General features: G+C 29.9%; 28 protein-coding genes and 1 pseudogene. 14 read left to right on the forward strand and 15 right to left on the reverse strand.

Annotated elements, in window-relative coordinates; translation table 11 throughout:
- From AJ882_RS01680 to AJ882_RS01710, 7 genes are all read right to left on the reverse strand, one after another.
- Entirely contained in the window at positions 1–1,554 is a 1,554-nt protein-coding gene (locus AJ882_RS01680; RefSeq protein ID WP_237957587.1) for a CDP-glycerol glycerophosphotransferase family protein, read from the reverse strand.
- 44 nt (positions 1,555–1,598) lie between these two features.
- Positions 1,599–2,546, reverse strand: a complete 948-nt coding sequence (locus AJ882_RS01685; protein WP_002867265.1) for an SIS domain-containing protein — start codon at positions 2,544–2,546, stop codon at positions 1,599–1,601.
- 9 nt (positions 2,547–2,555) lie between these two features.
- Positions 2,556–4,214 (reverse strand): polysaccharide biosynthesis/export family protein, encoded by a 1,659-nt coding sequence (locus AJ882_RS01690; protein WP_002869771.1) that lies wholly within the window; start codon positions 4,212–4,214, stop codon positions 2,556–2,558.
- Position 4,215: 1 nt separating this feature from the next.
- Positions 4,216–5,334, reverse strand: a complete 1,119-nt coding sequence (locus AJ882_RS01695) for a capsule polysaccharide transporter (protein WP_002860355.1) — start codon at positions 5,332–5,334, stop codon at positions 4,216–4,218.
- On the reverse strand, positions 5,334–5,996 hold the full coding sequence (locus tag AJ882_RS01700) for an ABC transporter ATP-binding protein (protein WP_002818959.1): 663 nt from the start codon (positions 5,994–5,996) through the stop codon (positions 5,334–5,336). Before AJ882_RS01700 ends, AJ882_RS01695 begins: the two co-directional genes overlap by 1 nt.
- Entirely contained in the window at positions 5,993–6,775 is a 783-nt protein-coding gene (gene kpsM / locus AJ882_RS01705; RefSeq protein ID WP_002818958.1) for a capsule polysaccharide transporter KpsM, read from the reverse strand. The genes AJ882_RS01700 and kpsM overlap by 4 nt, the downstream gene beginning before the upstream one ends.
- Positions 6,776–6,846: 71 nt before the next feature.
- Positions 6,847–7,254 (reverse strand): hypothetical protein, encoded by a 408-nt coding sequence (locus AJ882_RS01710; RefSeq protein WP_011049981.1) that lies wholly within the window; start codon positions 7,252–7,254, stop codon positions 6,847–6,849.
- Positions 7,255–7,328: 74 nt separating this feature from the next.
- Between AJ882_RS01710 and ciaI the strand changes: the two genes are divergently transcribed.
- From ciaI to AJ882_RS01725, 3 genes are read left to right on the forward strand one after another with little or no spacing between them, the layout of a single operon-like run.
- The gene (ciaI, locus tag AJ882_RS01715; RefSeq protein ID WP_002867263.1) at positions 7,329–7,892 is read left to right on the forward strand and encodes an intracellular survival protein CiaI; all 564 of its coding nucleotides are present in this window, start codon (positions 7,329–7,331) and stop codon (positions 7,890–7,892) included.
- 35 nt (positions 7,893–7,927) lie between these two features.
- Positions 7,928–8,617 carry a dUTPase gene (gene dut / locus AJ882_RS01720; protein ID WP_002867262.1) on the forward strand — a complete coding sequence of 230 codons (690 nt, stop codon included), beginning with the start codon at positions 7,928–7,930 and terminating at the stop codon, positions 8,615–8,617.
- 1 nt (position 8,618) lies between these two features.
- Positions 8,619–9,332 carry an EI24 domain-containing protein gene (locus AJ882_RS01725; RefSeq protein ID WP_002867261.1) on the forward strand — a complete coding sequence of 238 codons (714 nt, stop codon included), beginning with the start codon at positions 8,619–8,621 and terminating at the stop codon, positions 9,330–9,332.
- On the opposite strand, the gene tilS is transcribed toward AJ882_RS01725, so the two are convergent.
- Together tilS and rimO are read right to left on the reverse strand one after the other, a co-directional pair.
- Positions 9,315–10,280 carry a tRNA lysidine(34) synthetase TilS gene (gene tilS, locus AJ882_RS01730; protein WP_002867260.1) on the reverse strand — a complete coding sequence of 322 codons (966 nt, stop codon included), beginning with the start codon at positions 10,278–10,280 and terminating at the stop codon, positions 9,315–9,317. The two genes, AJ882_RS01725 and tilS, sit on opposite strands and share 18 nt — an antisense overlap.
- Complete coding sequence (gene rimO / locus AJ882_RS01735) at positions 10,270–11,589, reverse strand: 30S ribosomal protein S12 methylthiotransferase RimO (RefSeq protein ID WP_011049982.1); 1,320 nt, start codon at positions 11,587–11,589, stop codon at positions 10,270–10,272. The genes tilS and rimO overlap by 11 nt, the downstream gene beginning before the upstream one ends.
- A 73-nt stretch (positions 11,590–11,662) precedes the next feature.
- On the opposite strand from rimO, the gene prfB reads away from it, so the two are divergent.
- A complete protein-coding gene (gene prfB / locus AJ882_RS01740) occupies positions 11,663–12,760 on the forward strand; it encodes a peptide chain release factor 2 (RefSeq protein WP_011049983.1) in 1,098 nt (365 codons plus the stop codon).
- Between the two features lie 157 nt (positions 12,761–12,917).
- On the opposite strand, the pseudogene AJ882_RS09535 reads toward prfB, so the two are convergent.
- From AJ882_RS09535 to AJ882_RS01755, 3 genes and pseudogenes are all read right to left on the reverse strand, one after another.
- Positions 12,918–13,232: pseudogene (locus AJ882_RS09535) on the reverse strand (hypothetical protein).
- A gap of 120 nt (positions 13,233–13,352) precedes the next feature.
- Positions 13,353–14,471, reverse strand: a complete 1,119-nt coding sequence (gene truD, locus AJ882_RS01750) for a tRNA pseudouridine(13) synthase TruD (protein WP_002867255.1) — start codon at positions 14,469–14,471, stop codon at positions 13,353–13,355.
- Positions 14,440–15,261 (reverse strand): thiamine-phosphate kinase, encoded by an 822-nt coding sequence (locus AJ882_RS01755; RefSeq protein WP_002867254.1) that lies wholly within the window; start codon positions 15,259–15,261, stop codon positions 14,440–14,442. The genes truD and AJ882_RS01755 overlap by 32 nt, the downstream gene beginning before the upstream one ends.
- Positions 15,262–15,347: 86 nt before the next feature.
- Here AJ882_RS01755 and AJ882_RS01760 point away from each other — a divergent pair, with 86 nt between their 5' ends.
- The 10 genes from AJ882_RS01760 (at position 15,348) to AJ882_RS01805 (ending at position 23,045) form a co-directional block, all read left to right on the forward strand.
- Positions 15,348–16,421, forward strand: a complete 1,074-nt coding sequence (locus AJ882_RS01760; RefSeq protein ID WP_002867253.1) for a DUF5644 domain-containing protein — start codon at positions 15,348–15,350, stop codon at positions 16,419–16,421.
- Positions 16,418–16,801 carry a hypothetical protein gene (locus AJ882_RS01765; RefSeq protein WP_002867252.1) on the forward strand — a complete coding sequence of 128 codons (384 nt, stop codon included), beginning with the start codon at positions 16,418–16,420 and terminating at the stop codon, positions 16,799–16,801. Before AJ882_RS01760 ends, AJ882_RS01765 begins: the two co-directional genes overlap by 4 nt.
- A complete protein-coding gene (rsmD, locus tag AJ882_RS01770; RefSeq protein WP_002869781.1) occupies positions 16,794–17,477 on the forward strand; it encodes a 16S rRNA (guanine(966)-N(2))-methyltransferase RsmD in 684 nt (227 codons plus the stop codon). The genes AJ882_RS01765 and rsmD overlap by 8 nt, the downstream gene beginning before the upstream one ends.
- 58 nt (positions 17,478–17,535) lie before the next feature.
- Positions 17,536–18,582: a flagellar basal body P-ring protein FlgI gene (locus AJ882_RS01775; RefSeq protein WP_002826014.1), complete on the forward strand. Its 1,047-nt coding sequence runs from the start codon at positions 17,536–17,538 to the stop codon at positions 18,580–18,582.
- A complete protein-coding gene (locus AJ882_RS01780) occupies positions 18,582–18,923 on the forward strand; it encodes a hypothetical protein (protein WP_002867250.1) in 342 nt (113 codons plus the stop codon). The genes AJ882_RS01775 and AJ882_RS01780 overlap by 1 nt, the downstream gene beginning before the upstream one ends.
- 62 nt (positions 18,924–18,985) lie before the next feature.
- Complete coding sequence (gene flgM / locus AJ882_RS01785; RefSeq protein WP_002867249.1) at positions 18,986–19,183, forward strand: flagellar biosynthesis anti-sigma factor FlgM; 198 nt, start codon at positions 18,986–18,988, stop codon at positions 19,181–19,183.
- Between the two features lie 42 nt (positions 19,184–19,225).
- Positions 19,226–19,660 (forward strand): flagellar protein FlgN, encoded by a 435-nt coding sequence (locus AJ882_RS01790; protein ID WP_002779263.1) that lies wholly within the window; start codon positions 19,226–19,228, stop codon positions 19,658–19,660.
- Positions 19,661–19,669: 9 nt separating this feature from the next.
- Positions 19,670–21,496 (forward strand): flagellar hook-associated protein FlgK, encoded by a 1,827-nt coding sequence (flgK, locus tag AJ882_RS01795; protein ID WP_002867248.1) that lies wholly within the window; start codon positions 19,670–19,672, stop codon positions 21,494–21,496.
- 16 nt (positions 21,497–21,512) lie between these two features.
- Entirely contained in the window at positions 21,513–22,277 is a 765-nt protein-coding gene (locus tag AJ882_RS01800; RefSeq protein WP_011049985.1) for a TIGR02757 family protein, read from the forward strand.
- Positions 22,278–22,280: 3 nt separating this feature from the next.
- Positions 22,281–23,045 carry a TSUP family transporter gene (locus AJ882_RS01805; protein ID WP_002855821.1) on the forward strand — a complete coding sequence of 255 codons (765 nt, stop codon included), beginning with the start codon at positions 22,281–22,283 and terminating at the stop codon, positions 23,043–23,045.
- Here the strand turns inward: AJ882_RS01805 and AJ882_RS01810 are convergent.
- Genes AJ882_RS01810 through AJ882_RS01820 form a run of 3 tightly spaced genes read right to left on the reverse strand, consistent with a single transcriptional unit; the run spans position 23,038 to position 26,352 of the window.
- Positions 23,038–24,219: a type II secretion system F family protein gene (locus AJ882_RS01810; protein ID WP_002867247.1), complete on the reverse strand. Its 1,182-nt coding sequence runs from the start codon at positions 24,217–24,219 to the stop codon at positions 23,038–23,040. The genes AJ882_RS01805 and AJ882_RS01810 overlap by 8 nt on opposite strands.
- On the reverse strand, positions 24,216–25,775 hold the full coding sequence (locus tag AJ882_RS01815) for a GspE/PulE family protein (RefSeq protein ID WP_070279639.1): 1,560 nt from the start codon (positions 25,773–25,775) through the stop codon (positions 24,216–24,218). The genes AJ882_RS01810 and AJ882_RS01815 overlap by 4 nt, the downstream gene beginning before the upstream one ends.
- A complete protein-coding gene (locus AJ882_RS01820) occupies positions 25,765–26,352 on the reverse strand; it encodes a hypothetical protein (RefSeq protein ID WP_002867245.1) in 588 nt (195 codons plus the stop codon). Before AJ882_RS01820 ends, AJ882_RS01815 begins: the two co-directional genes overlap by 11 nt.

A 26,352-nucleotide genomic window follows, 5' to 3' on the forward strand; every position in this document is an offset into this window, starting at 1 on the left:
CTAACCTTTTTTTACCTCATGAATATCTATAGAATGAAAAAATATTCCTAACATTCTTGAATCTTGATTTAACTTTAACATTTTTGGACTAATAGGAAAACGAATGATGAATTTTATCATGATACAACCATTTTGTTTTAATAATTTTTTTCTGCTAACAACAATAGAAATTTTATTTTGATTAACTACCTTGAAAATATTACACGAAAGCATCTTTTTAGAATCCAAATAAACAGCTGTATCTAAATCTGTAATAGCATGGAGTTTAAAATCAATAATAATTCTTTTGTATTCAGTGAAATTAAAATAAAAAGATACCTCATCGCCTAAACTCCATCTTCCATGTGTTTCTCTTTTAGATAAACCTACACTTCTAATATTTTTTGATGTTGATATAGATAAAACCGTATTAATTGGTGTTAAAATATTTGCAAATGGACTATTTTCTTCTAATGAGCTAATAGCATTATAAATATTTTCTCTAAAATTCTCCCTACAAGCAAAAAAACATTTATTTTGTGCTTTAAATTCATCTTCTAAGATAAAATTATTTTTAAAATAATACATACATTTATTAATTACATCTTTTTTATTATAAAAAATATTATAAATTTGATCATTTAATTCTTCGGCATATTTAGAATTTTCTCTACTTTCTTCATCTAAACATAATTCATCTTGATCTATTCTGTAAAACAAAACAGGTTTGTCTTTTACCATGAAATCAAAAGCCATACTAGAATAATCTGTTATTAACAAACTTGCTTTATTTTTAATTTCACTTAATCTACTCTGGCTAATAGGATTTAAAATATCAAACTTACTATCATTCATCTTTTCCATCTCGTGATGCAATGCAAAATAAATTTTAATATTATTTTCTTTCATATAATTTATAAAAATATCATCATTTAATAAGCAATACCACTCTTTAAATATCTTATATTCTATTATCTTTTGATCTTGCATTAAATATCTTCTAAAAGTAAAATACACTAAAACAATTTTTTCATCACATTGCTCAATAGGCAATATACTATCCCATCTTGCTAAACCAATTAAAAGCTGTCTATCTTCGGGATAATTATAAATTGTTTTGTAACAAGACTTTTCATATGGATTTGAAAAAACAATTGCATTAAAATTTTCATCAGATAAACTATCTGTATTTTTTAAAAAATATTTTTTAAAAAAATTAACACCATGCTGTGTATAGATATAGTGGATCTCAGAATTACAAAAAATACTTCCTAATCTAAGTTTAGAGCTAAAAACCTGAAAAGAATCTAAAATATATTTTGTTTGTAGTAAATGCAACATAAAATTAAATGATAAAAATTTCTTATTAACAATAATAAGATTTTTTGGATATTTCTGTTTTAATTTTTTACATAACATATGATCCTTTGAAATCACATAGTAAACATATTTGGTTTTATTTTGCAATATAAATTCAAACAAACATAAATTATCATTTAAATCAGAATTATTATTAAAATAATTATCTAATAATATCCATTTTTTTCTCTCAAATAATTTGCATGAAGAAAACAAACGAATTAATCTCCTGTATAAATAAAAAAAAATACTAAAAATTTTCATACATTCCCTATCGCATAAAGTTGAATAATACCTATAATCTTATTTTCCTTAGATACAACAATTTCTTTGATTTTATGTTTTAACATGATCTCTTCTGCTTCACTTGCCATAGCATCAGCATCGACTACTTTAGGATTTGTACTCATGATTTCTTTGGCTCTAAAATCAAATCTTGGTTTATCGCTTGTCTTTAAAGCACGACGCAAATCCCCATCAGTGATGATACCCACTAATTTTTCATTCTCAAGTACCACACAAAGCCCTAGCTTTCCACTAGTCATCACATCAACTAGATCATTAAATTCAGTATCAGGATGCACTATAGGAAGGTTACTTGAAACCATAAGATCTTTTACCTTGGTTAAAAGCTTACGCCCCAAACTCCCCCCTGGATGAAAAAGGGCAAAATCATCAGGCTTGAAATTTCTTACCTTCATCAAAGCAGCAGCTAAAGCATCCCCCATAACCAAAGTTGCGGTTGTCGAAGACATAGGAGCAAGCTGCAAAGGACAAGCTTCCTTTTCCACAGCTATATTTAAAAATATATCGCTTTGCTTTACAAGAGTGGAATTTTTTTTACCACACATTACTATAAGTGGAATTTTACGCTTTTTTATAGCTGGAATGATTTTTAAAATTTCTTCAGTTTCCCCTGAATTTGAAATAGCAATTAAAACATCTTCAGGAGTTAGCATTCCAAGATCTCCATGCAAAGCCTCTCCTGGATGGATGAAAAAGCTTGGCGTTCCTGTACTTGCTAAAGTAGCTGCTATCTTAGCACCTATATGACCCGATTTACCCATTCCACTGACTATGCAACGCCCTTTGGTATTTAGCATCAAATTCACAGCTTGATTAAAATTTTCATCTAAATTTTTAGCCAAATCCAAAATAGCTTGCGCTTCTTTTTCAAAGACTTCTTTGGCTATTTCAAGAGTATTCATTTTTAAACCTTAAAGATTAAGCACAACATTGGTTGCAATAGCAATTTGATAAAGAATTTGAGTTAACATTGAAAAAATTTGCAAATTCTCACTATCTACTTTTGGCAATACCAACACAGAATCGCCTGGTTTCATATCTATACCACTATGATATTTTTCAGCTTTTCCATTGCTTCGTATCACCAAAACTTTTGAAGTATCCGCTCTTTCTCCATAACCTCCTGCAAGATTGATATAATATCTTAAATCTTTGCCCTTATCATACACAAAAGCTCCAGGTAAAGAAACCTCACCTTGAACTATGATGAGATTATTCTTACTTGGTACATTAATAGTATCACCATCTTCTAAAATAACCGAATTATAAGACTTTGGATTATCAATGACAATTTGACCCTTAGGCTCTACTTGCTTAGCTCTTTGGATAAATTCTAAAATCGTTTTTGCTTGTTGAGCTCTTATAGCTGCACCTTGAGCTGTAACAGAACCACTAGTTAAAGCTAGAGTTTCAAGCTCTTTAAGCTGAGCATTGATAAGTTCTTTTTGAGTTCTAGCTACACTTTTTCTAAACACTTGTAAAGCTTGCATGTTTGATTGTGGATTGGCTTTAATTAATTTAGAAATATCTTCTAAAGTCGTTCCTTTACCCACAACTAAAGTTTTTAAACCATTATGCTCGCCATTTACACTTATAGTTATATTTTTAGAAACATACTCAGGGTGAAATTCTACCTCATCTCCCGTTCTAAGTAAAACTTTTGGAAATTGCATTTTATTATAAGCACTGACATCAAGTTTATGATCTTCACCATAACTTTTTACGATAGCATTAGTTACAATAGGTTTAGCACCTGATACTCTAGCTAAGTCAGCTAAAGTTTTAATATCATTTGAAAGTTCAAAACGAAAAGGTCTTTGCACATCACCATCAACAAAAGCGTAATTTTGAACATTTCCTACTAAAATAACATCTCCGCTTCTAAAAAGAAAAAGATCCATTTGCCCTTTTAGCAAAAAATCATATAAATCAATATTTTTTATCACGCTGTTATTACGCAAAATTTGAATATCTCTAAAACTTCCATATTCTAAATTTATACCCCCTGCTTTATCAAGATACTGTATCACTGAATCCGAACTAAGTCCTTGATAAAGTCCTGGAGCATTAACACTTCCTGTTACAAAAACACTGACATTTTGATAAGCATTCATATCTGCATAAACAAAAACATTGCTTTTATAGATTTTATTAACACGTGCTTTTATAACACTTACAAGGGCGCTATTTTTCACACCTAGTAAATTTACAGCTCCTACTTTAGGGATAAAAATATTTCCTTGAGAATCCACCACTAAAACTTGCGAAAACTCAACAGCTCCCCAAATTTTAAGACTGATTTGATCACCAACTGCGATCTTATAATCTGGGTTATAAACTCTTTGATTGTAATTTTTAAAATTTCCATTAAAAAGATGAGCACCGAATACTAAAATTTGATGAATTTTTGTAAGATTATTTTCTTTATTTGCTATATCATAATTTGAGCTTAAATTTTGATCTATGCTAGTTGTAGTAGAACCTTGATCCTCTGCTGAAATGATTTGTGAAACATCCACAGCTCCAAAACATAAAATACAACTAAAAAGTAAAATTAATATTTTTTTCATTTTAATACTTATGCTCCTCTATTATCATTTTAATAAATTTAACAATCCCAAAAATCAAAGATAATACAATAAATGCTGTTAAAATATCATAAATTCTTTCAGGATATTTTGCGCTTTCTGGAATATCTGGACTTTGAATGATGACAAGTTGTTTTATTTTTCTTAATGCTTCTATTCTAGCACTTTCATAAGCTTTTAAAGCTGCTTCATAAGCTTTTTGCGCAAAAGTAGCTTCTATAGTTAGATCTTGAAATTTAGCAGCCAAATCATTAAGCTTTTGAGAAGAATTGTTAGCTGAAATTTTAGATTTTTCCCTTAAAAGCTGTTTTTTAATCGCTTCAATTTCTGCTTTAAGTGCTACTACTTCAGGTGCTGCATCATTCATATAGCTTTGTAAAGTTAAAAGTTTAGCTTCTTTTTGAGCTAAATTAGTCTCAATTTGCGCAACCAAACTTGCTTTAGCTTCAGCTTGTTTCAAGGGATCAAAAACCCCATATTTATTTTGAAAAGCAATCAAATCATTTTGTGCTTTTTGATATCGTTCTTTGTATTTTTGTACTTCATTTTCAGCAAAAGCCATTTGTTCTCTAGCTGCTTTATGAGAGATTTCATTGATAAATTTTTCGCTTTCTTGCATAATAGTTTGAGCAATCAAATGAGCTGATTTAGGTGTAAAACCTTCTACTTCTACCTGTAAAAGCTTAGTGGTTTCATCCGTATGAACCTTAACTCTTGCTTGATAGTATTTAAGATAAGATTCTATCGAGCTTGAATCCCAAATTTTAAAAGGCAAATCTATATATTGTTCTTGATAAAGACTTTTAAGTTTGATTTTTTCATCCAAAATCTTTAACATATCACTTGATTCTATATAACCTTTTAGATAGTTTAAATCTTCGCTTGCTGTAGAAGTACTACTAAGCAAAGACAAGATTCCACTTGTTTGAGCACTTTCTCCACTTGTTGATCTAACATCTAAAATCATCGTGCTTACATATCTTGGTGCTGCAATCAATGTATAATAAATCACAACAAGAATCATTATAAACCAAACAATTTTAAAAGAATCAAATATACTTAAATCTTTGATTTTTTCCAGTAAAGTTTTATTTTCTTCCATTAAGCCTTTCCTTGATACACAGCTATTCCTTCATCTACATCATCATAAACCGTAATTTGTCCATTTTTCATATAAATTATTTTATCACACCATTCTTTAATTTCAGCTACATTATGAGATACCATAATCACTTTTGATTTGCTTAATCTTTCTCTATATAATTTCACGCTTTTTTCCCTAAAAGCAGGATCTCCAACAGCTCCCGCTTCATCGATCAAATAATAATCAAAATCAAAAGCCATGCTAAGTCCAAAAGCTATCCTAGCACTCATTCCCGAAGAATAAGTCTTCATAGGCTCATCAAAAAATTTCCCAAGCTCTGCAAAATCTTCTACGAATTTTACTTTTTCTTGAAGTTCCTTGCCTTTATAACCATACACTCTAGCTACAAATTTAGCATTATCTCTAGCGGTTAAAGAACCTTGAAAAGCCCCATTTAAACCCAAAGGCCAAGATAATTTTTTATTAGTAATTATCTTACCATTATCAGGAAGCTCTGCTCCACTTAAGAGTCTCATGAGAGTGGACTTGCCTGCGCCATTACCCCCCATCAATCCTATACTACAATTTTCAGGAAATTCAAAAGTAAAATTTTTAAAAACATAATGCCTTCCGCCACTAAATAAAGGATAAGATTTAGTTAGATTAATTAGCTTTATCATTCTTTTTTTGCCGCCGTTAGAGCTTGTCTATTATAGTAGTAAATAAAAAGCCCTATAAATAAAACTAGTAAAATCCAAAATATAGCATAAAAATAACTATATTCATCTTGCAAAGGATAATTCTCAAAAAAATTAAATCTTAAAAGTTCAAAAATATGAAGCAAAGGATTGTAATAAAATATATCAAGTAAAGGACGAGGAGTTAACCAGGTAGGAAATATAATCCCAGAACTCCAATAAAATACTATACTAAAATAAGCTAATAAAGTTCTTAAAGATTCTACAAAGTGCCAAACAATAGCAAAACAAATCCCTAAAGCAAAAGCTGAGCATATGAGTAAAAAAATACAAAATAAAACTCCAAGTAAATGAACAGGAAATACATCGAGTCTAAAGAACCACCCTGCAAAAAAAAGCACGGTGATAAAAATCACAAAATAAATACAAAATTCAAGCAAAGTTCTAGCAATAAATACATGTATAGGTTTTACAGGTTTATAGGCAAACAAAGATAAATTTGCCCCTATTCCATTCATAAGTTGAGTAACTATACTTCTAAACATAAAAAAAGGCATAATACCTGAAATTAAAAACATAAAAATAGAAATTCCTTCAGGCATAACTTGATGATGATATTCCCTAATGACAGTTCCTATAATAGTCACCAAAAGCACAACGCTCATAGGCTCTCCAACTACCCATATATATCCAAGATACCTATTTTTTCCAAATCTAGTTTTTAACTCCCTAAAAAATAAAGCGTGAATTACATTTAACATTTATTTTCTATACCTAACAATTTACATAAACTATAATCATAACTCATTTTTTTAAATAAAATCATAAAAATTTATTTTTTACAAAATTCAAGCTTTTTACTAAGTCCTAAAGCATTGTTAGTAAATTTAAGCCAAAAAAGCTCTAAAGCATAAATTTTTGCACTTTTATCAAGCTTAGCAAAGGGAAATTTAGAAAAATAAATTTTCACTTGTTCCTTGCTTGCGATTTTAAACTCGGCCTTAGCTTGCACACCTTTTAAAAAAGCTATTTTATTTTCTTTAGCTATATTAAGTGCTATACTTGAATTTTCACTGGCCAATCTTATATGCTTAGTGTCTTCATGAGAAGCGATAATAAAAGCTAAATTCTTTTCATCAAAAGCATAAAAAGCACTAGCCGTATAAACACCTTTTTCATCAATCATAGCCCAAGATAAAAGCTGCTCATTTTTTATAAATTCTAAAATTCTTTCATCCATATTATAAAAATTATACTAAAATATTTTTAAAAATAACCGATTTTTGATTTAAACTATAAATATAAGGGGAAGAAATGCAAATTGATGCTAGTAAAAACCAAAGTTTTTCGATGGATTATACAACAAAAAGTGGCAAACACTTAGCCTTATCTATGTATGACAATCAAAGCATAAGTTATGCAAATAATGAAGAAGGTAAAACTCTTAATCTTAAGCGTCAGTATGGTTTTAGCTTTACTTTTGAAGGCTCTAAACTCACACAAAATGATCTTGATGAGATTAAAAATGCTATGAAAGAAGTTGAACCTATGATCAAAGATTTTTTAGCAAATTCTAAAGTTGGAGAGTTAAAGCCAAAGGAAATTATCGAATCAGCTATGCAAATGGCAAATGTTCTACCAACTCCAAATGATAAAAACCATCAAAATGCTATTATGAATAATTTTACAAATAAACTCAGTGATTTGCTAAAACAAAATCAAACAAATGATAAAGATATCAATACTTCTATGCTTGAAGATAGCAAAAAACTTCTTGATGAAGTTTTAGAACAAATGAAAAAACAACTTGAAAAACAACAAGAAAAAGCCAAGGAAAATCAAGATAAGACAGATGATAGTTTAAATCTTTACGCTTAAATCATATAATATTAAAAATTATCAAGGAGTTTTAAATGACAAATATCGAAATTTTAGAAAATATGCTCAAACTCCAACAAAAACTTAACGACGAAACAAACGGCTTAAATTGGGAAAATGGCTACACCAAAGAAGGAAAACTGATCAGTTGGAGACGCTGTATTTATATGGAATGTGCAGAACTTATAGACTCTTTTGCATGGAAACATTGGAAAAACATTTCAAATCCGACAAATTGGGAAAATGTGCGTATAGAGATTGTCGATATTTGGCATTTTATTTTAAGTCTTTTGCTTGAAGAGTATCGCGATAAAAATGGAAAAGATTTGAAAGCTATAGCCACAGAAGTTAATGCTGTAAGTGTGTTTCAAGATTTTTGTAAAGAAGAAGAGCATCCTAATGAGAGTGATATTTATGGCATTTTAAATGATATAGAGCTTATTATCCATAAATGCAGTGGTTTTGGATTTAATCTTGAAGAATTACTTTCAATATATTTTACTTTAGCTATTAAATGTGGGCTTAATCTTGAAATTCTTTATAAAACCTACATAGGTAAAAATGTTTTAAATATCTTTAGACAAAACCATGGTTACAAAAATGGTAGCTATAAAAAAACTTGGAATGGCAAAGAAGACAATGAAGTTTTAGCTCAAATTTTAGAACAAGAGCTTGATTTTGATACTATTTATAAAAAACTAGAAGAATACTACAAAAAGGCATAATTTGGATATTTTAAAACTTGCAATCAAAGATTTTTTAAGTCTTAAATTTTTAAAATTTGCCTTAATTCCTTTAATTTTTAGCCTTGTACTGATGCTTTTTTTAGGAGTACTTGGCTTTTCGGCCTTGCTTGATTATTTCAATTCTTTATTTAGCGTTGGAGAGGATTCGTTTTGGGCGTGGTTTTATGCCCTTCATTTTGTACAAATTTTAATCACCATCATAAGTTTTTTATTTTCAGGTTTTATTGTTGTTTTTGCTTCGGTTTTTTTAGCCCTTTTTATCACTTCTTTTCTTACTCCTTTTATCGCTAAAGAAATCAACCAAAAATATTACCATTATGATAATACAAACGAAGTTTCAACCTTAAAAACTATCTTTGAAATTTTTAAAATATTTATAAAATTTATAGGGATTTTATTGCTTTGCACCTTGGCTTTATTTTTACCTTTTATCAATATTTTTGTATATTATCTTGCTTTTTATTATCTCTTTCACAAACTTTTAATGATTGATGTTACAAGCACGATTTTAGACAAAGAAAGTTTTAAAAATTTTCATTCTGATTTTTCGCCTTTAGAGTTTAAATTTAGCACTCTTTGTTTTTATCTACTCTCATCAGTACCACTTTTAGGACTTTTTTTGCAAGTATTTTTTGTGATTTTTCTCACACATTTAAGCTATCAAAGAATTTTAAAACTAAAAGCTAAGGCTTGAAATATCGATTTTGTGATTGTATAAATAAGCTCTTAAAAGTCTTGGAATTTTAGCTATTCTACACTCTTCTTTGAAATTTTTAGGTAATTTTTGACAAGTTTCATACTCAAAAACAATAGCTTGTTCGTTTTTATATGCAAGTGCTATTTTACCACCTAAAACACAATCACCCTTTAAAAGCTCTTTTCTTTGTGCCGTGCTTAAAAGCAAACCTTTCATTTTCACCGCTCTAGCAATCAAGCTTTCATTTTTAGGGCAAATAAGAAGTCCTTGAATTTCTTTGATATTTTCAAAATCATAAAGTTTTTTCCTGTCTTCATCAAGATAAGAAAAACTTCTTTTTAAACCCTGATGAAATTCACTCACAAAGGCATTAGAGAAATTTTTTCTTATATAATTTCTAAAATATTTTTCATTTTCATTACTTTCATCATGGAAATAAAAAATATCTTTTTCTTTTAAAAAAGATGAAATTTCATCTTTACTTATAAAGAGTAAAGGGCGTAAAAGTGTATAATTTTGGCGTTTTTCACACTCTTGCATACCTAAAATTTCAGCCAAACCTGCTCCTCGTGAAAGTTGCATCAAAAACCATTCAAATTGATCGTTTAAATGATGGGCTAAGATAAGATGATCATAATCTTGCTCAAGACAAATTTTTTCAAAAAAATCATAGCGAAAATCTCTGGCTTTTTTTTCAAAATTACTTTGAAATTTAGGAGCGTGTTTTATGAAAATTTTTTTATGAAATTTTAAAGCAAGTTCTTTGGCTTTTAACTCTTCTAAATCACTATTTTTTCTTGTTTTGTAATTTATCATCACAAGATCAAAGTCGATCTTTTCTTGCATTAAAAGATAAAAAAGCGCACTAGAATCACTTCCATAAGAAAAAGCGAGTAAATTTTTACCCTTTTTTAAAAGGGCTAAAATTTCATCTTTAATTTGCATCTACTTTTCTTAAAGCCTTAGCAAGGAGCTTTTTATCAAGGTTTTGTAAAATTTCACATTCATAAATTTGCCCCATTTCTAAATTTCCACATTCGCTTTCATTGATAAGAATTTCCCCATCAATCTCTCTATCCCATCTTAAATCTTTAGCTGCGATGAAAAACTCTCCCTCACTACTTTCTCCTGTGCAAACTACTAAACGCTTTTGCCCCACTTCTTTTTCAAAACTTTTTTCTATCACTTCATTAACAATTTTTTCTATGATTTTAAGCCTTTTATTGATCACTTTAAAAGACACTTGCTCCATATCAAAAGCGGCTGTATCTTCTTCCTTAGAATACGCAAAAACACTCACTCTATCAAAACCAAAGTCTTTAACAAACTCACAAAGCTCTTCAAAATCTGCCTCACTTTCACCTGGATGCCCTACGATAAAGCCCGTGCGTAAAAAGCTATTTGGCGCACTTTTCATTAAATTTAGCATTTCTTTAAGTCTTGTGCTATTTGCCCCACGCTTCATGATTTTAAGCATATTATCACTTATGTGCTGTAAAGGCATATCAAAATAATTTACAAAAATTTCAGAAGCTATAATGCGTTTGATCAAAGCTTCACTCGCACTCGTAGGATAAAGATATAAAATTCTAGCCGCTCTTATGCCTTTGATTTTTTCCACCTCATCGATTAAGCGTATAAGCCCATCTTTTTCACCCTTATCAAACAAATAAGAACTCGTATCTTGTGCAATAAAAGAAAAGTCCTTATAACCTCTAGCTACCAAATCTTTAAGCTCAGCTATAATGCTACTTATCTCGCGAGATTTTAACTTGCCTTTAAAACTTGGGATGGCACAAAAAGAGCATTTTTGATTACAACCTTCGGCGATTTTTATAAAAGCATGGGAATTTGAACCTGTGATAATACGTTTAGAATTTTCACTCTGCAAATAAGTCGAATTTGAAAATAAATTTGTTTTTTTAAGTATCATTTCATCGACTCTTTCATAATCACCCACACCTGTGAAAAGATCAACCTCAGGAAGTTCTTTCATAAGTTCTTCGCGGTAACGCTGCATCAAACAACCCGTAACCACCAAAAGAGAATCTTTTTTTCTTTGTTCGTGCAAATCCAAAATCGCATTAATACTTTCTTTTTTTGCACTATCGATAAAACCACAAGTATTTACGATTATAACATCAGCTTTGCTTGGTTCATCGCAAAGTTCATAAGCGCTAAGGCGCCCTAGCATGATCTCACTATCGACTAAATTTTTATTACAACCTAAAGACATAAGATAAAGTTTTGACATTTTTTTCCTATATTAAAGTTTTCTTTTGATATAATTTTTGACTTTAAAAATATAATTATAGCAAAGAAATTTTATGGATAATTACGAATTTAGCGAACTTTTAAAAACTTTAAAAAACAAAGTCGGCAACATAGCCTCCATCATCAAGCCTGAAAATATCCAAACAAGGCTTAAAGAAATCGAAGAGCTTGAAAATTCTCCTTCTTTTTGGAGTGATGTTAAACAAGCAGGAGTCATAGGTAAAGAAAAAACTAAAATCACCAATCTACTTAAAAACTATGAAAATGCTTTTAATGCTCTAAATGACGCAAGCGAACTTTTCGATCTGGCTAATAGCGAAAACGATACAGAAACACTTGAAGCTTTATTTAATGACGCACCAAAACTTGAAGATACCATCACAAGTCTTGAAATTTCCATGCTTTTAAGCGGGGAAAATGATGGTAAAAATGCCATTGTTTCCATTCACCCAGGTGCAGGTGGAACGGAAAGTAATGACTGGGCAAGCATACTTTATAGAATGTATTTAAGATTTTGTGAAAGAGAAGGTTTTAAAGTCGAAACTTTAGACTTTCAAGAAGGCGAAGAAGCAGGACTTAAAGATGTGAGCTTTTTAGTTAAAGGAGAAAATGCTTATGGTTATTTGAAGGCTGAAAATGGTATCCATCGTTTGGTAAGAACTTCTCCTTTTGATAGTGCAGGACGCCGTCATACAAGCTTTTCAAGTGTTATGGTAAGCCCTGAACTTGATGATGATATAGAAATTGAAATCGAAGAAAAAGACATAAGAATAGATTATTACAGAGCAAGCGGTGCAGGCGGACAACATGTCAATAAAACAGAATCGGCTGTGAGAATCACGCATTTTCCAACCGGCATAGTCGTACAATGCCAAAATGACAGAAGTCAGCACAAAAACAAAGCCACCGCTTTTAAAATGCTAAAATCTCGCCTTTATGAACTTGAACTCATGAAACAACAAGATAGTGCTAATACTGGAGAAAAAAGCGAGATAGGTTGGGGGCATCAAATCCGTTCTTATGTGCTTTTCCCTTATCAGCAAGTCAAAGACAATCGCAGCGGAGAAGCTTTTTCTCAAGTGGATAATATCCTTGATGGGGATATCAAAAAAATGATAGAAGGCGTTTTAATTTCCTTAAAAGCGGAGTAACAGGCTTAAAAATAAGTAATTTCTGCAAAATGTCGGTATAAAAAAATTAGAAAGATAGCGAGATTTTCCCGCTTGTTTTATTATCTTGCATAAAACCTAAGAGCATCATTCACAGAACAATAAACTCTTTTCTTAAAATCTTTATCGCAATAAACACTCACAACTTTATAGTCTTTTTATCGTTTGGATTTAATAAGAAAACATAGTTTGAGTATGGAGTTTTATCTATTTCTAAATCACGCTTCATTTCTTTAATTTTGCCTTCTGGATTGTTAATATCACTAATTGTTCTGACTGAAGTATAATCATAAAGTTTATAATTTGGATATTTTTTCATAATCTCTTGATTACCTAAATCAAACGTAGCTTGATCGTTGCCATTGTTTTTTTACTCGACTAAATCGCCATCGCCACAACCTATAATCAAAGTCATAGCTCCTAAAGCCAAAGCACTTGTTAAAATCTTTTTCATTATTTTTGCTCCTAGTTTTAAAATTAAATTAATATAACTATACCTAAATTTAAAATTTAAATATCATTTTTGCAATAAATTCTAAAGTAAAAATCACATAAAATTTAACTCATAATTATTTCACTCAAACAAATTTTTATGCAAAATTTCTTCTAAAACCACAGTAGCATAAGAGCCTTTTTGCAAGAAAAACTCTATACAAAAATGAGCTTTTTCTTCATCATAACGCCATTTTAACTCTTCTAAATATCCCCACATAAAGCGTCTTGAACCTTGCATTTTAGCCTTAAACTCCAAAGTATCTTTAAAAATTTCATTTTCTAAATTTAAGGCCAAACCTTCTCCTGTTTCATAAGCCTTAGCACCGATTAAAAGCCCCATGGCGCTTATATCTCTTGCCTTAAAACGCCCAAGCTCAGCACTTAAATCCTCGCATAAAAAACACTTTCCAAAAGGATAATGCCCCAAAACCTCACCTTTTAAAAGCTTAAAAAATTGTTCTTGTTTTTTAAGTTCCTTAGCTTCTTCTTTAGAAATTTTATAAATTTGGATCAATTCTTTTTCGCTAAAATCATTTGCAAAATGTGATAACTCCACTCTTTTACTCAAATAGCGATTAAAAAGCTCACTTTGAAAAGCTGAAATTAAAAACTCTTTCATTTTTACATTTTTCATTTTTTTGCCACGCAAAATTTCAAGCCCTTCTTTATAATTATCCCCAAATTTTCCAAAACGCTGATAACCAAAATAATTTGTAAAACCTTGCTTATCCAAATTCATCAAAGCTTGTTCTAGTTTTAAAGCATCGCTTGGTAAAACTTTTTTTAAGCGTATGAAAAAAGTATTTCCTTTTAAATGCCCTATTCTTAGCTTGTTTTCATGGATAAAAGTTTCTAAAATTTTAAGTTTAGGATGAGAAAAATTTGACAAAAAACTCTCAAATTTTTTAGGCATAGAAAGGTATTGAAAGGTTGATCCTTGCTTGTCTTTAAACCCTGCATAACCAAAATCTCTTATTTTAACCCCGCTTGTTTCGCTTAAAATTTTTAAAGCTTCATTTGTGGTTAAATCTTTTTTATTGATATGCAAAATAAGATGTTCACCCTTACCGCTAAATTCATACAAAGGCCTTTCACGCACTACAAAATCATCGCTATTTTTACTAAAATACGCATTAATAGGACTGTGTTTTAAACTATACAAAGGCTTAAAAATGGTGTTCTCTTCCTCTAAATTCATATTTTCCTTTCACTGCTTTTCCAAAGATATTTAATTTCACGCCGTGTTTTTTGGCTATTGTTTTTATATTTTGACGCTCTTTTTCATCAAAAGCAAACAAAATTTCATATTCTTCTCCGCTATAAAGCGTATAATCATCAAGTTTTTTAAACCAAGAAATACCGCATTTATTTAAGGCTAAAAGTCTTGATAAATCCTTGCTTAAACCATCTGAAATATCCATAGCACAAGAAATTAAAGGTGCGATTTCATAAAAAAAACTAGCTCTTAATTTTGGCTTTATAAATACATGGTTTGGTTTTAAAGTGCCCCCATTTTGTAAAATTTCAAGCCCTTTTAAACTTCGTCCTAATTTTCCCGTATAAGCAAGTAAATGCCCCTTTTTTAAACCTTTTCTAAAAACAGCTTTATCGTTAATCTTTGAAATGATAGTAAGACTAATGTCTATTTTATCATTGCTTATAGTATCACCGCCTATGATTTTTATATTAAATTTCCTAGCTGTTTTTAAAAAACCTTTTTGCAAGGCTTTGATCTCATTTTCGCTTAAATTTTTTGGTAAAGCAAGTCCTAAAAGTGCGTATTTTGGTACAGCATTCATTGAAATAGCATCTGAGATATTAACAAGCATTGCTTTTGTAGCAATTTGCTCTAAGCTAAACCACTCTCTTTTAAAATGCACATTTTCAAAAAACAAATCCTTACTAAAACACCAATCATCAATAATAGCTCCATCATCGCCATTTTTTTCATTTAAAAAAGCTTTGATAATAAAATCTTCTTTGTTCATAATGCGTGATTTTATAAAATTTCCTTTTAAATTCTAGTGAATTTTAGAATAATTTTATATAATATAAAAATATTTAAGGAAAAACCATGAAAAAATTAGAATTAAGAATTTTTAGATTTGATAAAACCAAGGATTATGAGGCTTATTATAAACCTTATATTTATGATAATTATGAAAATTTTGCAAGTTTTTATGATCTGCTTTTGCAAGTTCAAGATGATGATATTTATTTTGATTTTGATAAAGATGAAGATACTTACATAGTTGTAAATAAGCAAATCATACCACTTTTTACACCTTTAGAAAAAATAGCAAAAGAATTTGATTTTAGTCTTTGTATCGAGCCTTTAAGCACAAAAAGAGCCATTAAAGATCTTATCATCGATAAAAATGATTTTTTAGACAAATACAAATATCTTGAAAAATTTGGTGATGAAGAGGATAAAAAACTTTATGCAAAATATGATTATTTATATTATGCAAGTGAAATTTTAGACTATCTTCCTGAATATATGGGCGATGGAGTGTTTTATTTGGCTTCAAAAATGATAGAAAAATATCCTGAAAAAAAGATAGAAATTTTAAAAACTCTAGCAGATAAAGAAAAGGGTATTTTTTATCATCTTGAAAGCAAAAATGAAATTTTAGAAACAACGATCAAAAACCTACAAAATGAAATTTTAAATTTAGGGCTTTTTGATAAAAATATTTTACACTTTGATTTACCTAAAACCAATGCTTTTGATAATGAGATCAAAGAACTTAAAGAAATTAAACATAATTTTAAAGATTTCAATATAGCTTTTTATGGTTTTAATGCTTGCGATACTTTAAAATCCAAACTTAAGGCTAAATTTATTTCCTATGAAAACAGTATAAAAAATAATGGCTTTAGCTTGCTTAATCTAAATCCTACGCTAAGCTATAAAATAGCCGCAGATATTGTTTTGGACGCTTATGATAGCGGGGCTGATTTTATGGTAGTAAAAGAAGAAAAAGATTTTTATCTTTTTGATACTTGTGCTAAAAAACTTATGCAAACAAGTGGAAGGGAATTTGAAGACTTTTATATTTTAAGCCGTTTTGAGTTTTTAGCCCTTATCCAAGGCATACAAGCTCCATCATTAAAAAATCACACTTTAAAGGTTAATTTGATATGAAAATCTCTTTAGAATGCAAAGATCTCATCATAGAAAAAACTTTAGAACTTTTTTTAAAAGATCATTTGGTAATGAAAAAAAATTGTGATTTCATCATTAGCGATGAAAAAATTTATACCACAAAACCCTTATTTATCATCTCTAAAAACTCTCCATTTTTAAGCATACCATTTAGCAAAGAAGCCTTGTTTGAGTCTTTAAATGAATTTGATAATGCCTTAAAAGCAGCAGCTTTGCAACTTGCACTTGAACAAAAAAGACTGCTTGAAGAAAAAATTGACGCTATTGCTTTGGAATTTAAAAAAGATTATGAAAATAAAATCGATCTTGCCATAAAAGATCTTAAAAACAAACTCGTAAAAGCACTTAATGATGAATGATGAATTTATAAGCGTTAAAGACTTTTTTAATCACAATGAAAAAAGAAAAAAATTTCTTCAAAAACAAGAAATTAAACCTCCTAAAGAAAAAACAAAAAAAACTAAAGAAACAAAGCTTTATACAAATATAGAAAGTGGTAAATACAAAGGGAAAAAACTACTTTTACCTAGTCTTACAACAACAAGAAGTACTAAAAGCATAGTCAAAAGTTGTGTTTTTAATGTAATAAGAGAAGATTTAAGAAGTAAAATTTTCATTGAAGCCTTTGGAGGAAGTGCTTTAATGGCGGCTGAAGCACTAAGTAATCATGCTTTAAAAGCTTATGCTATAGAACTTGATGCAAAAGCTTATAAAATTGCTTTAGAAAATGCTAAAAATATAGATCCAAATTTAGAAGTGATCCATGCAAATACTTTTGAAATTTTACCTAAACTCATAGAAAATTCAAAAAATGAAATCATCTTATATCTTGACCCACCTTTTGATACCAGAGAAGGTTTTAGCGATATTTATGAAAAAATTTATCATTTTTTAGAAAATTTAGATTTAAAGACTTTAAATTTAATCATTTTTGAACACCACTCAACCATAAAAACTCCCGAAAAAATCCAAAATTTTCAAAAAGTCAAAGAAAAGAAATTTGGATCAACTAGCTTAAGCTTTTACGCTTCTTAACTTACTTGGAACACTTCTTGCTTGATCTATCATCAACAATAGATTAAAGGAAGAATCCATGAGAGTTTTAACGATATTTTTACTCTTTATGACAAGCATTTTTGCAGTGCAAATCAAGGATGTAGCAAACACTGTAGGTGTAAGAGATAACCAACTTATAGGTTATGGACTTGTTGTAGGGCTTAATGGAAGCGGCGATGGAACAAGCTCTAAATTTACACTACAATCCATCTCAAACCTTTTGCAAGGTATGAATATCAAAGTAGATCCTAACGACATCAAATCAAAAAATACCGCAGCTGTTATGGTTACAGCCAAACTTCCAGCCTTTGCAAAAAGCGGAGATAAACTTGATATTACCGTTTCATCTATGGGTGATGCAAAATCTTTACAAGGCGGAACACTTTTACTGACTGCACTTCGTGGGATTGATGGTGAAATTTATGCCATAGCACAAGGCTCTATCTCAACAGGAGGTTTAACACCTAGACCAGGAGGAGCAGGTTCTCACTCAACTGCTGCAACTGTAATGGGCGGAGCTAATGTAGAAAGAGAAATTCCACAAAATTTTAGCCAAAACAATGATCTAACCTTAAGTTTAAAAGTAGCGGATTTTAAAACCGCAAACGATATAGAAAGAGTTTTAAATACTGTCTTTGGCGAAGAAGTAGCTAAAGCTATCGACTCTCGCACAGTAAAACTCAAAAAACCTGAAGATCTTTCAAATGTTGATTTTATGGCAAGAGTTTTAGAACAAGATATAGCTTATAAACCACAAAGCAAAGTTATCATCGATGAAAGAACAGGAACAGTGATTGCTGGAGTTGATGTAGAGGTAGAACCTGTTTTAATCACTCATAAAGATATCACTATAAAAATAGATCCAAACAATAACGCAGTAGCTAATCAAAATGAAATCGATATGAAAGATGGTGGTTTTGTAGATCCAAGTTCAAATACCTTAAGAATCAACAATGCAAAAAGCACAGTTGCAAATATAGCTAGAATGCTTAACAAACTTGGAGCAACCCCAAATGACATTATCGCTATTATGGAAAATTTAAAGCGCGCAGGTGCAATTAACGCGGATTTGGAGATCATTTAATGAAAGTGGATAATTTTTTAAATACTTATAGTATGAATAGCGCTTTACTTGATCGTGCAGCCGAAGCAAGAAGTTTAGAATCAAGCATCAAAATAAATGACAATGATATAGTTACAAAGAGCAAAGAAGATGAAGCCTTAAAAGAACAAACGGATGCTTTTGAGGCATTTTTTTTAAAGCAAGTTTTAGATGTATCTTTAAAAAGTCAAAATTCACTCTTTGGAAAAGATGCCAGCGATGAAATATACTCTTCCATGTATAATGATACCATGAGTAAAGCTTTAAGTGGAGGTATGGGTTTTTCAAAATTATTATACGATTTTTTAAAAGAAAGGGGTTAAGTTTTTTAAATTTAGGTCGATATGGTTTGTAGAGGATTATAACTAAGATCAAGGAGGCAGAAATGATCAATCCTATACAACAAAGTTATGTGGCAAATACCGCATTAAATACAAATAGAATAGATAAAGAAACTAAAACAAACGATACTCAAAAAGCGGAAAATGATAAAGCGAGTAAAATCGCAGAGCAGATTAAAAATGGTACTTATAAAATCGATACAAAAGCTACGGCTGCTGCGATTGCTGACTCTTTAATCTAAAAACTTTCATTCTCCTTTTTTTGAGAGAGAAAAGGAGAAAATATGCTTAAACAAAGACTTGATGAAGTAAATGCTATCTTAGCAAAACTTATTGCTTTAACCGAAGAAGATATAGAAAATATCAAAGTGGCTAAACATGAGAGTGTAACGCCAAGTGTAGAAGAAAAAAACAAACTTATCGCGGAATTTATTACAGCTAAAAAACAACTTGATGTTGCCTTGGTTGAGCTAAATAATAGCTCTACAAAAGGGCTTAGTGAACTCTTAGATGATGAAGATAAACAAAAACTAGATCTACTTAAAAAAAATCTTCAAAACCTTCATAGTAAAAACAAAGAGTATGCTAAATTTGTTCTTATTGTCAAAGATTTTCTTGATGGCTTAGTAAATAAAATGTTTGATATCAATGATGGAACAAATAATGCTTATGGAGATAAAAAGACAAATCCAGAGTCAATTTTCAAGATCAATGTATAAGGATTTATAATGGGTATTTTTGGAACATTATACACAGGTGTTACAGGCTTAAAGGCAAGCGAAGTTCAAATCGCAACAACTGGAAATAATATCTCAAATGCTAATGCAACTTTTTATACACGCCAAAGAGTGGTGCAAACTACAAATGGATATATTACAACAGGTGGAGTTCAAGTAGGCACAGGAACTGCTGTAGAAAGTATAGTGCGTTTGCATGATGAGTATTCTTACTATAAATTAAAAGGTGCATCTACTCAACTAGAATATACTAAATATATAGCTTCCACTTTACAAGAAATTGCGCAGCGTTTTCCCGACTTACAAAATACTGGAATTTTGCAAGATTTAGAAAATTATAACAAAGCTTGGAATGATTTTGCATCTAACCCCAACGAAAATGCCACAAAAATAGCCCTTGTAAAAGCTTCTCAGACCTTAACAGAAAGCGTTAATAACACTTTTGCAACCTTAGATAAAATCCAAAAAAAAGTAAATGATGATATTAAAAATACAGTTGATGAGATTAATAGAATTGGCGAAGAAATTGCTACTATAAATAAACAAATTTATGGACAAGAAGCCTTACCAACAGAACACGCAAATGAACTTAGGGATAGAAGAGATGAACTTGAGCTTACTCTTTCAAAGCTAGTTAGTGCAGTTGCAAGCAAAAATGAAATCAATCAAGACAATCGCCTTGATACAACCATCACTGATCCAGGACATCAATACAATCTAAGTATAGAAGGTTTTAGTATAGTAGATGGAATAAATTTTCATCCTTTAAAGCTTGATTATGATGATAAAAATAAATCTTATAGCATTTATTATGAAACTCCTGATGAAAAAGTTCGCGATCTTACTGCAAAAATTAGCGGTGGACAGCTTGGTGCTCAACTTGACTTACGCGGTAGAAACTATAGCAAAAGCGAAGGAAAATATGAAGATGGAATTATCCAAGGTTATATGGATTCTTTAGATACTTTTGCTAAGACCATGATCAATGAAACTAACAATCTTTATGCAAGTTCTGCGAAAAGTTCTGTTACTTCTGATTATCTATCTGGGCTTAAGGGAGATATTCCTTTAGTTAATTACGACAGAACCATACAACCAGGAAGTTTTGATATAGTCATTTATGATGATAAAGGCGATAAAAAACTCACCAAAACCATCACCATAGATGTAAATACAACCATGAATGATATCATGCGTCAAATCAATGCTAATACAGATGATAATAACAATAAAAATTCAAACGATGATGTTGATGATCATATCAATGCAAGTTTTAGCTACGATGCAAAAACTGGAGATGGTTTATTTCAAATCAATGCAAAATCAGGTTTTAAGGTAGCCATTGAAGATAAGGGCACAAATTTCGCAGGTGCGTTTAGTATAGGTGGTTTTTTCAGCGGAACTGATGCAAGTAATATGAAAGTAAAAGATTCCATCTTAAATGATCCAAGCACAGTAAGAGCAAGTTTAAGTGGGGTTGATAGTGGCAATGACATGGCAAATAAAATCATCCAACTTCAATATGAAAAAGTTAATTTTTATAATGAAGATGGCACTATCGATAATCTTACCATGGAAGAATATTACCGCAAACTTACAGGTAAAATAGCCTCAGATGGTGAAAATAACAATGTCGTCAATTCAAGCAATGAAACTCTTTATAATTCTGTTTATAGCGAGTACCAATCTAAAAGTGGCGTAAATACAAATGAAGAATTAGCCGCCCTTATACAATATCAATCAAGTTACGGTGCAGCAGCAAAAATCGTCTCAACCGTAGATCAAATGCTTGATACCTTACTAGGGCTTAAATCTTAAGCTCTAGTAATATCAAATGAAAAATTTTATCCATCTTAAAGCTAAGCTCGATTTTTTAGCCAATCAAAAAAATACCAATCATTCCCTTTTTGAAACTCCAGATCCTTTGCAAATTGCTAAAATTCACAATGATGAATTTATTGCCTTAATTTGTGCTTTATTTGCCTATGGAAATGCTAAAAATATAGTAAATTTTCTAAAGAAACTTGATTTTTCTTTATTAAACCTTCAAGAAAAACAAATAAAAAAAGAACTTAAAAATTTAAAATACCGCTTCCAAAATGAAAAAGATATACAAGAAATTTTTATCACTCTTTCAAGGCTGAAAAATGAAATTTCACTCTACGAACTTTTTTATCAAGCCTATCAAGAAAGAGAAAATACCACAGATGCCATCTTAGCTTTTATGCAAAAAATCAAAACCTTAAATTCATATTCAAGTTATGGATATGATTTTTTCTTTGGAAAAATTTGGCAAAACACTCCTACTTCACCTCTTAAACGCTATAATATGTATCTAAGATGGATGGTTAGAAAAGATGAACTTGATCTTGGACTTTTTACCAAAATTCACACCAAAGATCTTTTAATTCCACTTGATACACATGCACATAAAATTTCCTTGACTTTAGGACTTCTAAAGCGTAAAATATATGATTATAAAAGTGTTTTAGAACTCACACTAAATTTAAAAAAATTAGATGCAAATGATCCCATAAAATATGACTTTGCACTCTATCGTTTAGGGCAAAGTAAGGAAATTGACAAATTTAAGGAGTGAAGAATGGGTTTTGAGCACTTAAATACGATTTATTATTTCATACTTTTTTTTGTAGCTCTTTTTGCTGGTTTTATAGATTCTATTGTAGGTGGAGGAGGACTTATTACTCTACCAGCACTCATAGCCTGTGGAATTCCTGCGCATTTATCCTTAGCAACAAACAAACTCCAAAGCGTCTTTGGTTCTTTTACGGCTACTTTAACTTATTTTAAATCCACCACTCTACCTCATCTTGCTTGGGGTGTTTTTTTCACAGCCTTAGGAGCAGCTATAGGAAGTTATAGTGTTCTTTTTGTAAAAGATGAGCAATTAAAGCTTATTATCTTAATCTTTTTAACTCTTACCTTCTTATATACAGCCTTACGTCCCAACTTAGGCAAACACGAAAGCGAACCTAAAATAAAAAATATCAAAATTTTTCATTTAATTTGTGGCTTAACTTTAGGATTTTATGATGGATTTTTAGGGCCTGGAACGGGTTCATTTTGGATTTTTGCTTGTGTGATGCTACTAGGTTTTAATATGAGAAAAGCGAGCATTAATACTAAAATTTTAAATTTCACAAGCAACATCATTGCTCTTGCTATATTTTTATGGCAATATGAACTTTTATGGGCTGTAGGTTTGCTTATGGGTGTAGGACAAGTTTTAGGAGCTTATTTGGGTTCAAAACTTGTGTTAAAAACTAATGGAAAGTTTATAAAAACTTTATTTTTAATCGTTGTAGGAGCTACTATTATTAAAGTAGCTTGGGATTATTTTAGTTAAAATTGACCCCTGAGCTAAGCTCCCACATAGGTAAAAATATACCTAAAGCCAAAAACAAAACTAAAAACGCCACAAATAAAGTCATCATAGGCTCTAAAAAAACCAAAAATCTATCCATTAAATTTTCACTTTTTTGTTGATAATATTTGGCAATTTCTTCACTTAACACTTCAAGTCTTCCACTTTTCATCGCAACACTGAGCATAGAAAATACCAAAGAATCAAAAATATCAATCTTTTTAAAAGCCTGACTTAACTCAAGACCAGAATCTATAAAACTAAAAAGTTTTTTATACTGAAAAATTAAAAATTTATTTTCAAGCCCTATAATAGCTAAATCAAAAGCTTTAGATATTGAAATTCCATTTTTTAAAAGCAAAGAAAAAACCATAAAAAAATAATAATTTTGATTATAAATAATCAAACGAGAAATCAAAGGTATTTTTAAAAATAAAAAATCGCAAGAAAAAGCAAAAGAATGAAAATTTTTATAAGCTAAAATAAGCATAACAATAAAAACAACAAACAAAAATATGCAAAAAATTCCATAGTCATCTAAAAAATTATAAATTTCTAACATTACATGCGTGATAAAAGGCAAACTCGCGCCTAAATTTTCAAATAAATCTTTAAAATTAGGCACTACAAAAAGCATTAAAAACAAAAATGCTCCGATAATACTTAAAAAAACCAAAGTAGGATATCTAAAAGCCTTTTTCAATTGTTTTTGACTCTCTAAGCTTTTTTCTCGAAGTTTAGAAATTTGACTAAACACTTCACTGATTTTTCCTGTCTTTTCAGCCGTTTTAATCAAAGCTAACTCCGCACGATTTAATCCAAAATTAGCATTTTCAAAAGCTTGATTTAGATTTTGGGCTAAAATTAAATTGTCTAATATTTTTTTCATAATCTTGCAAGAGTGCATAAGATATAATTCTCTAATCGCTTCTTGAACACTTAATCCAACTTCACACAACAAAGCTAGCTCTTTAAAAAAGAGTATAAAATTTTCATCTTTTAATCTCTGAAAATTAGATTTTTGAATTTCTTTTATATCAATGATTTTCCAATTCTTTGATAAGGCTTTTGCTTGTGCTGTATTTAAATTTTCAGCTTTTATAGTTTTTGTATAATTTTGATTGTTTTTAAGAAATTCCACTTCATAAAATTTCATCTTACAACCCTTAAAAGCTCATCTATACTTGTAAGACCTTCTTTGGCTTTTTTTAAACCTTGTTCAAACATAGTTTGAAAGCCATATTTTTTTGCAAGCTCCATTAAAATCGTTTTATCTTGATTTTCCCTAATTGCACAAGCTAAATCTTCATTGATCTCTAAGCACTCAGCGATTAATTCTCTGCCAAAAAATCCACTATGATGACAACGCTCACATCCTTTTGGTTCAAAAAATTCACCTTCAAATTCAATATAATGTTTTTTGCTTTTTTGCTTACACCAAGGACAAAGTTTTCTAACCAAACGCTGTGCTATAACAAGACTCAAAGCCGATGCTATCAAGTAACTTTTTGCTTGCATATCCAAAAGCCTATCAATGGTACTAAGAGCATCATTAGTATGCAAGGTGCTTAAAAGCAAATGACCTGTTAAAGAAGCTTTAAGTGTAATATCTAAACTTTCTTCATCGCGAATTTCTCCTATCATGATAATATCAGGATCTTGCCTTAAAATTGCTCTTAAAACACTATTAAACTCGACTCCAACTTTTGAATTGAGCAAAATTTGCTGCACTAAAGGAATTTTATATTCTATAGGATCTTCTGCGGAAATAATCTTTTTTTCAATACTTTTCAACTCATTTAAACACGCGTATAAAGTTGTGCTTTTACCACTACCTGTAGGACCGGTTAATAAAATCATTCCATTGGGACGATGTAAAATCTTTTTTAAAATTTCTAAATTTTTATTTCCAAGATTTAGTTTATACAAATCCAAAATTTCTTTATCATGTTTTAAAATTCTTATAACAACACTTTCTCCATAAATCAAAGGCAAACATGAAACACGAAAATCATATCTTTCATTTTCAAAATCTAATTCAAAACTTCCATCTTGTGTTTTTCTTGATTCAGCTAAATTCAAACAAGCTAAAAATTTGACATGAAAAACCAAAGCTTCATAAATATCCTTCTCAAAAATAGCAAATTCACGCAAAATTCCATCAACCCTAAACCTAATCAAAGCATCATCATTTCTTGCCTCTATATGAATATCACTCGCATGAAAAGATAAAATTTCATGTAATAAAAAATCAAAAATTTGACTGATGCAACTTTGATCATCTCTTTTGTAATTTTCTTGCCATTCAAGTCTAAGCTTAATGCTTAATCTTTTAATCTCCTCTTGAATGCGAATTTGATTTAAAATTTTAGCTATCTTTAATTCATCGGCAATTGCAGTGTCGATTTTTTCACAAATCATAAAAGTCTTAACTTGCTCTAAAAGCTCTAAAGAACAAGGTTTGGATCTAATAATCATAAAGCCGTCATTGTTTTTAATAAGCAGAAATTTAAATTTTAAAAGTAAAGAAAAAGGTATACCTTCATAAATAAAATCATTATCTTCATCTAAATCAACAAAATGTAAATTACAAAAATTTGCTAATTTGTTAAAAAAATCCCAAGAAGTGATATTAAATTTAGTGCAAATTTCATCAAGACTTATTTCATTATCAATATAAGCTTGAAAAATTTTATCCATTCTACTTTCCATCTAATTCAATTAAACCATAATAATTTATATAAGCATCTAAAGCACTTTGAGCTTCTTTTTCTTCGCCTAAAGCTCTTTTAGCCTGAGCAAAAATCAGCCAAGAATCTTGTTTTTGCTTGTCAAGTTCATTGGCTTTTAAAGCCCAAAATATTGTCTTTTGATAAGCTTTAATATCAAAATACTTCTTAGCTAAATTTAATGCCTTTTCATAGTTTGGATTTTGATAAAAAGATTTTTTTAAATCAGAAATATTTAAAATTTTAGAATCAATTTCTATCTTACTAATATGTGTATTTTCCTGCACCGCTTTAACTTCTTCTAGTTCTTTATATAACTTTTCCCTAGAAATCTTATTTTTTTCTTGTAAAATTTGCGCTTGAAGAATCTTTTGCTCTAAATGCTTTTTATGTTCAATAGCTTGCAAATAAATATTTTTTTGCTTATTATATTTTTGCATTAGCACAAAAAAACAAAATGCTATAACTGATATTAAAATAACTAACAATAAATATTTTAAATATTTTTTAAGTAAAAAGTATTTATACCTAAGCTCAAGCTCTTTAATTCTTTCTTGCAT

Source organism: Campylobacter sp. BCW_6461, from assembly GCF_001762735.1.
Taxonomy (GTDB): Bacteria; Campylobacterota; Campylobacteria; order Campylobacterales; family Campylobacteraceae; genus Campylobacter_D; species Campylobacter_D jejuni.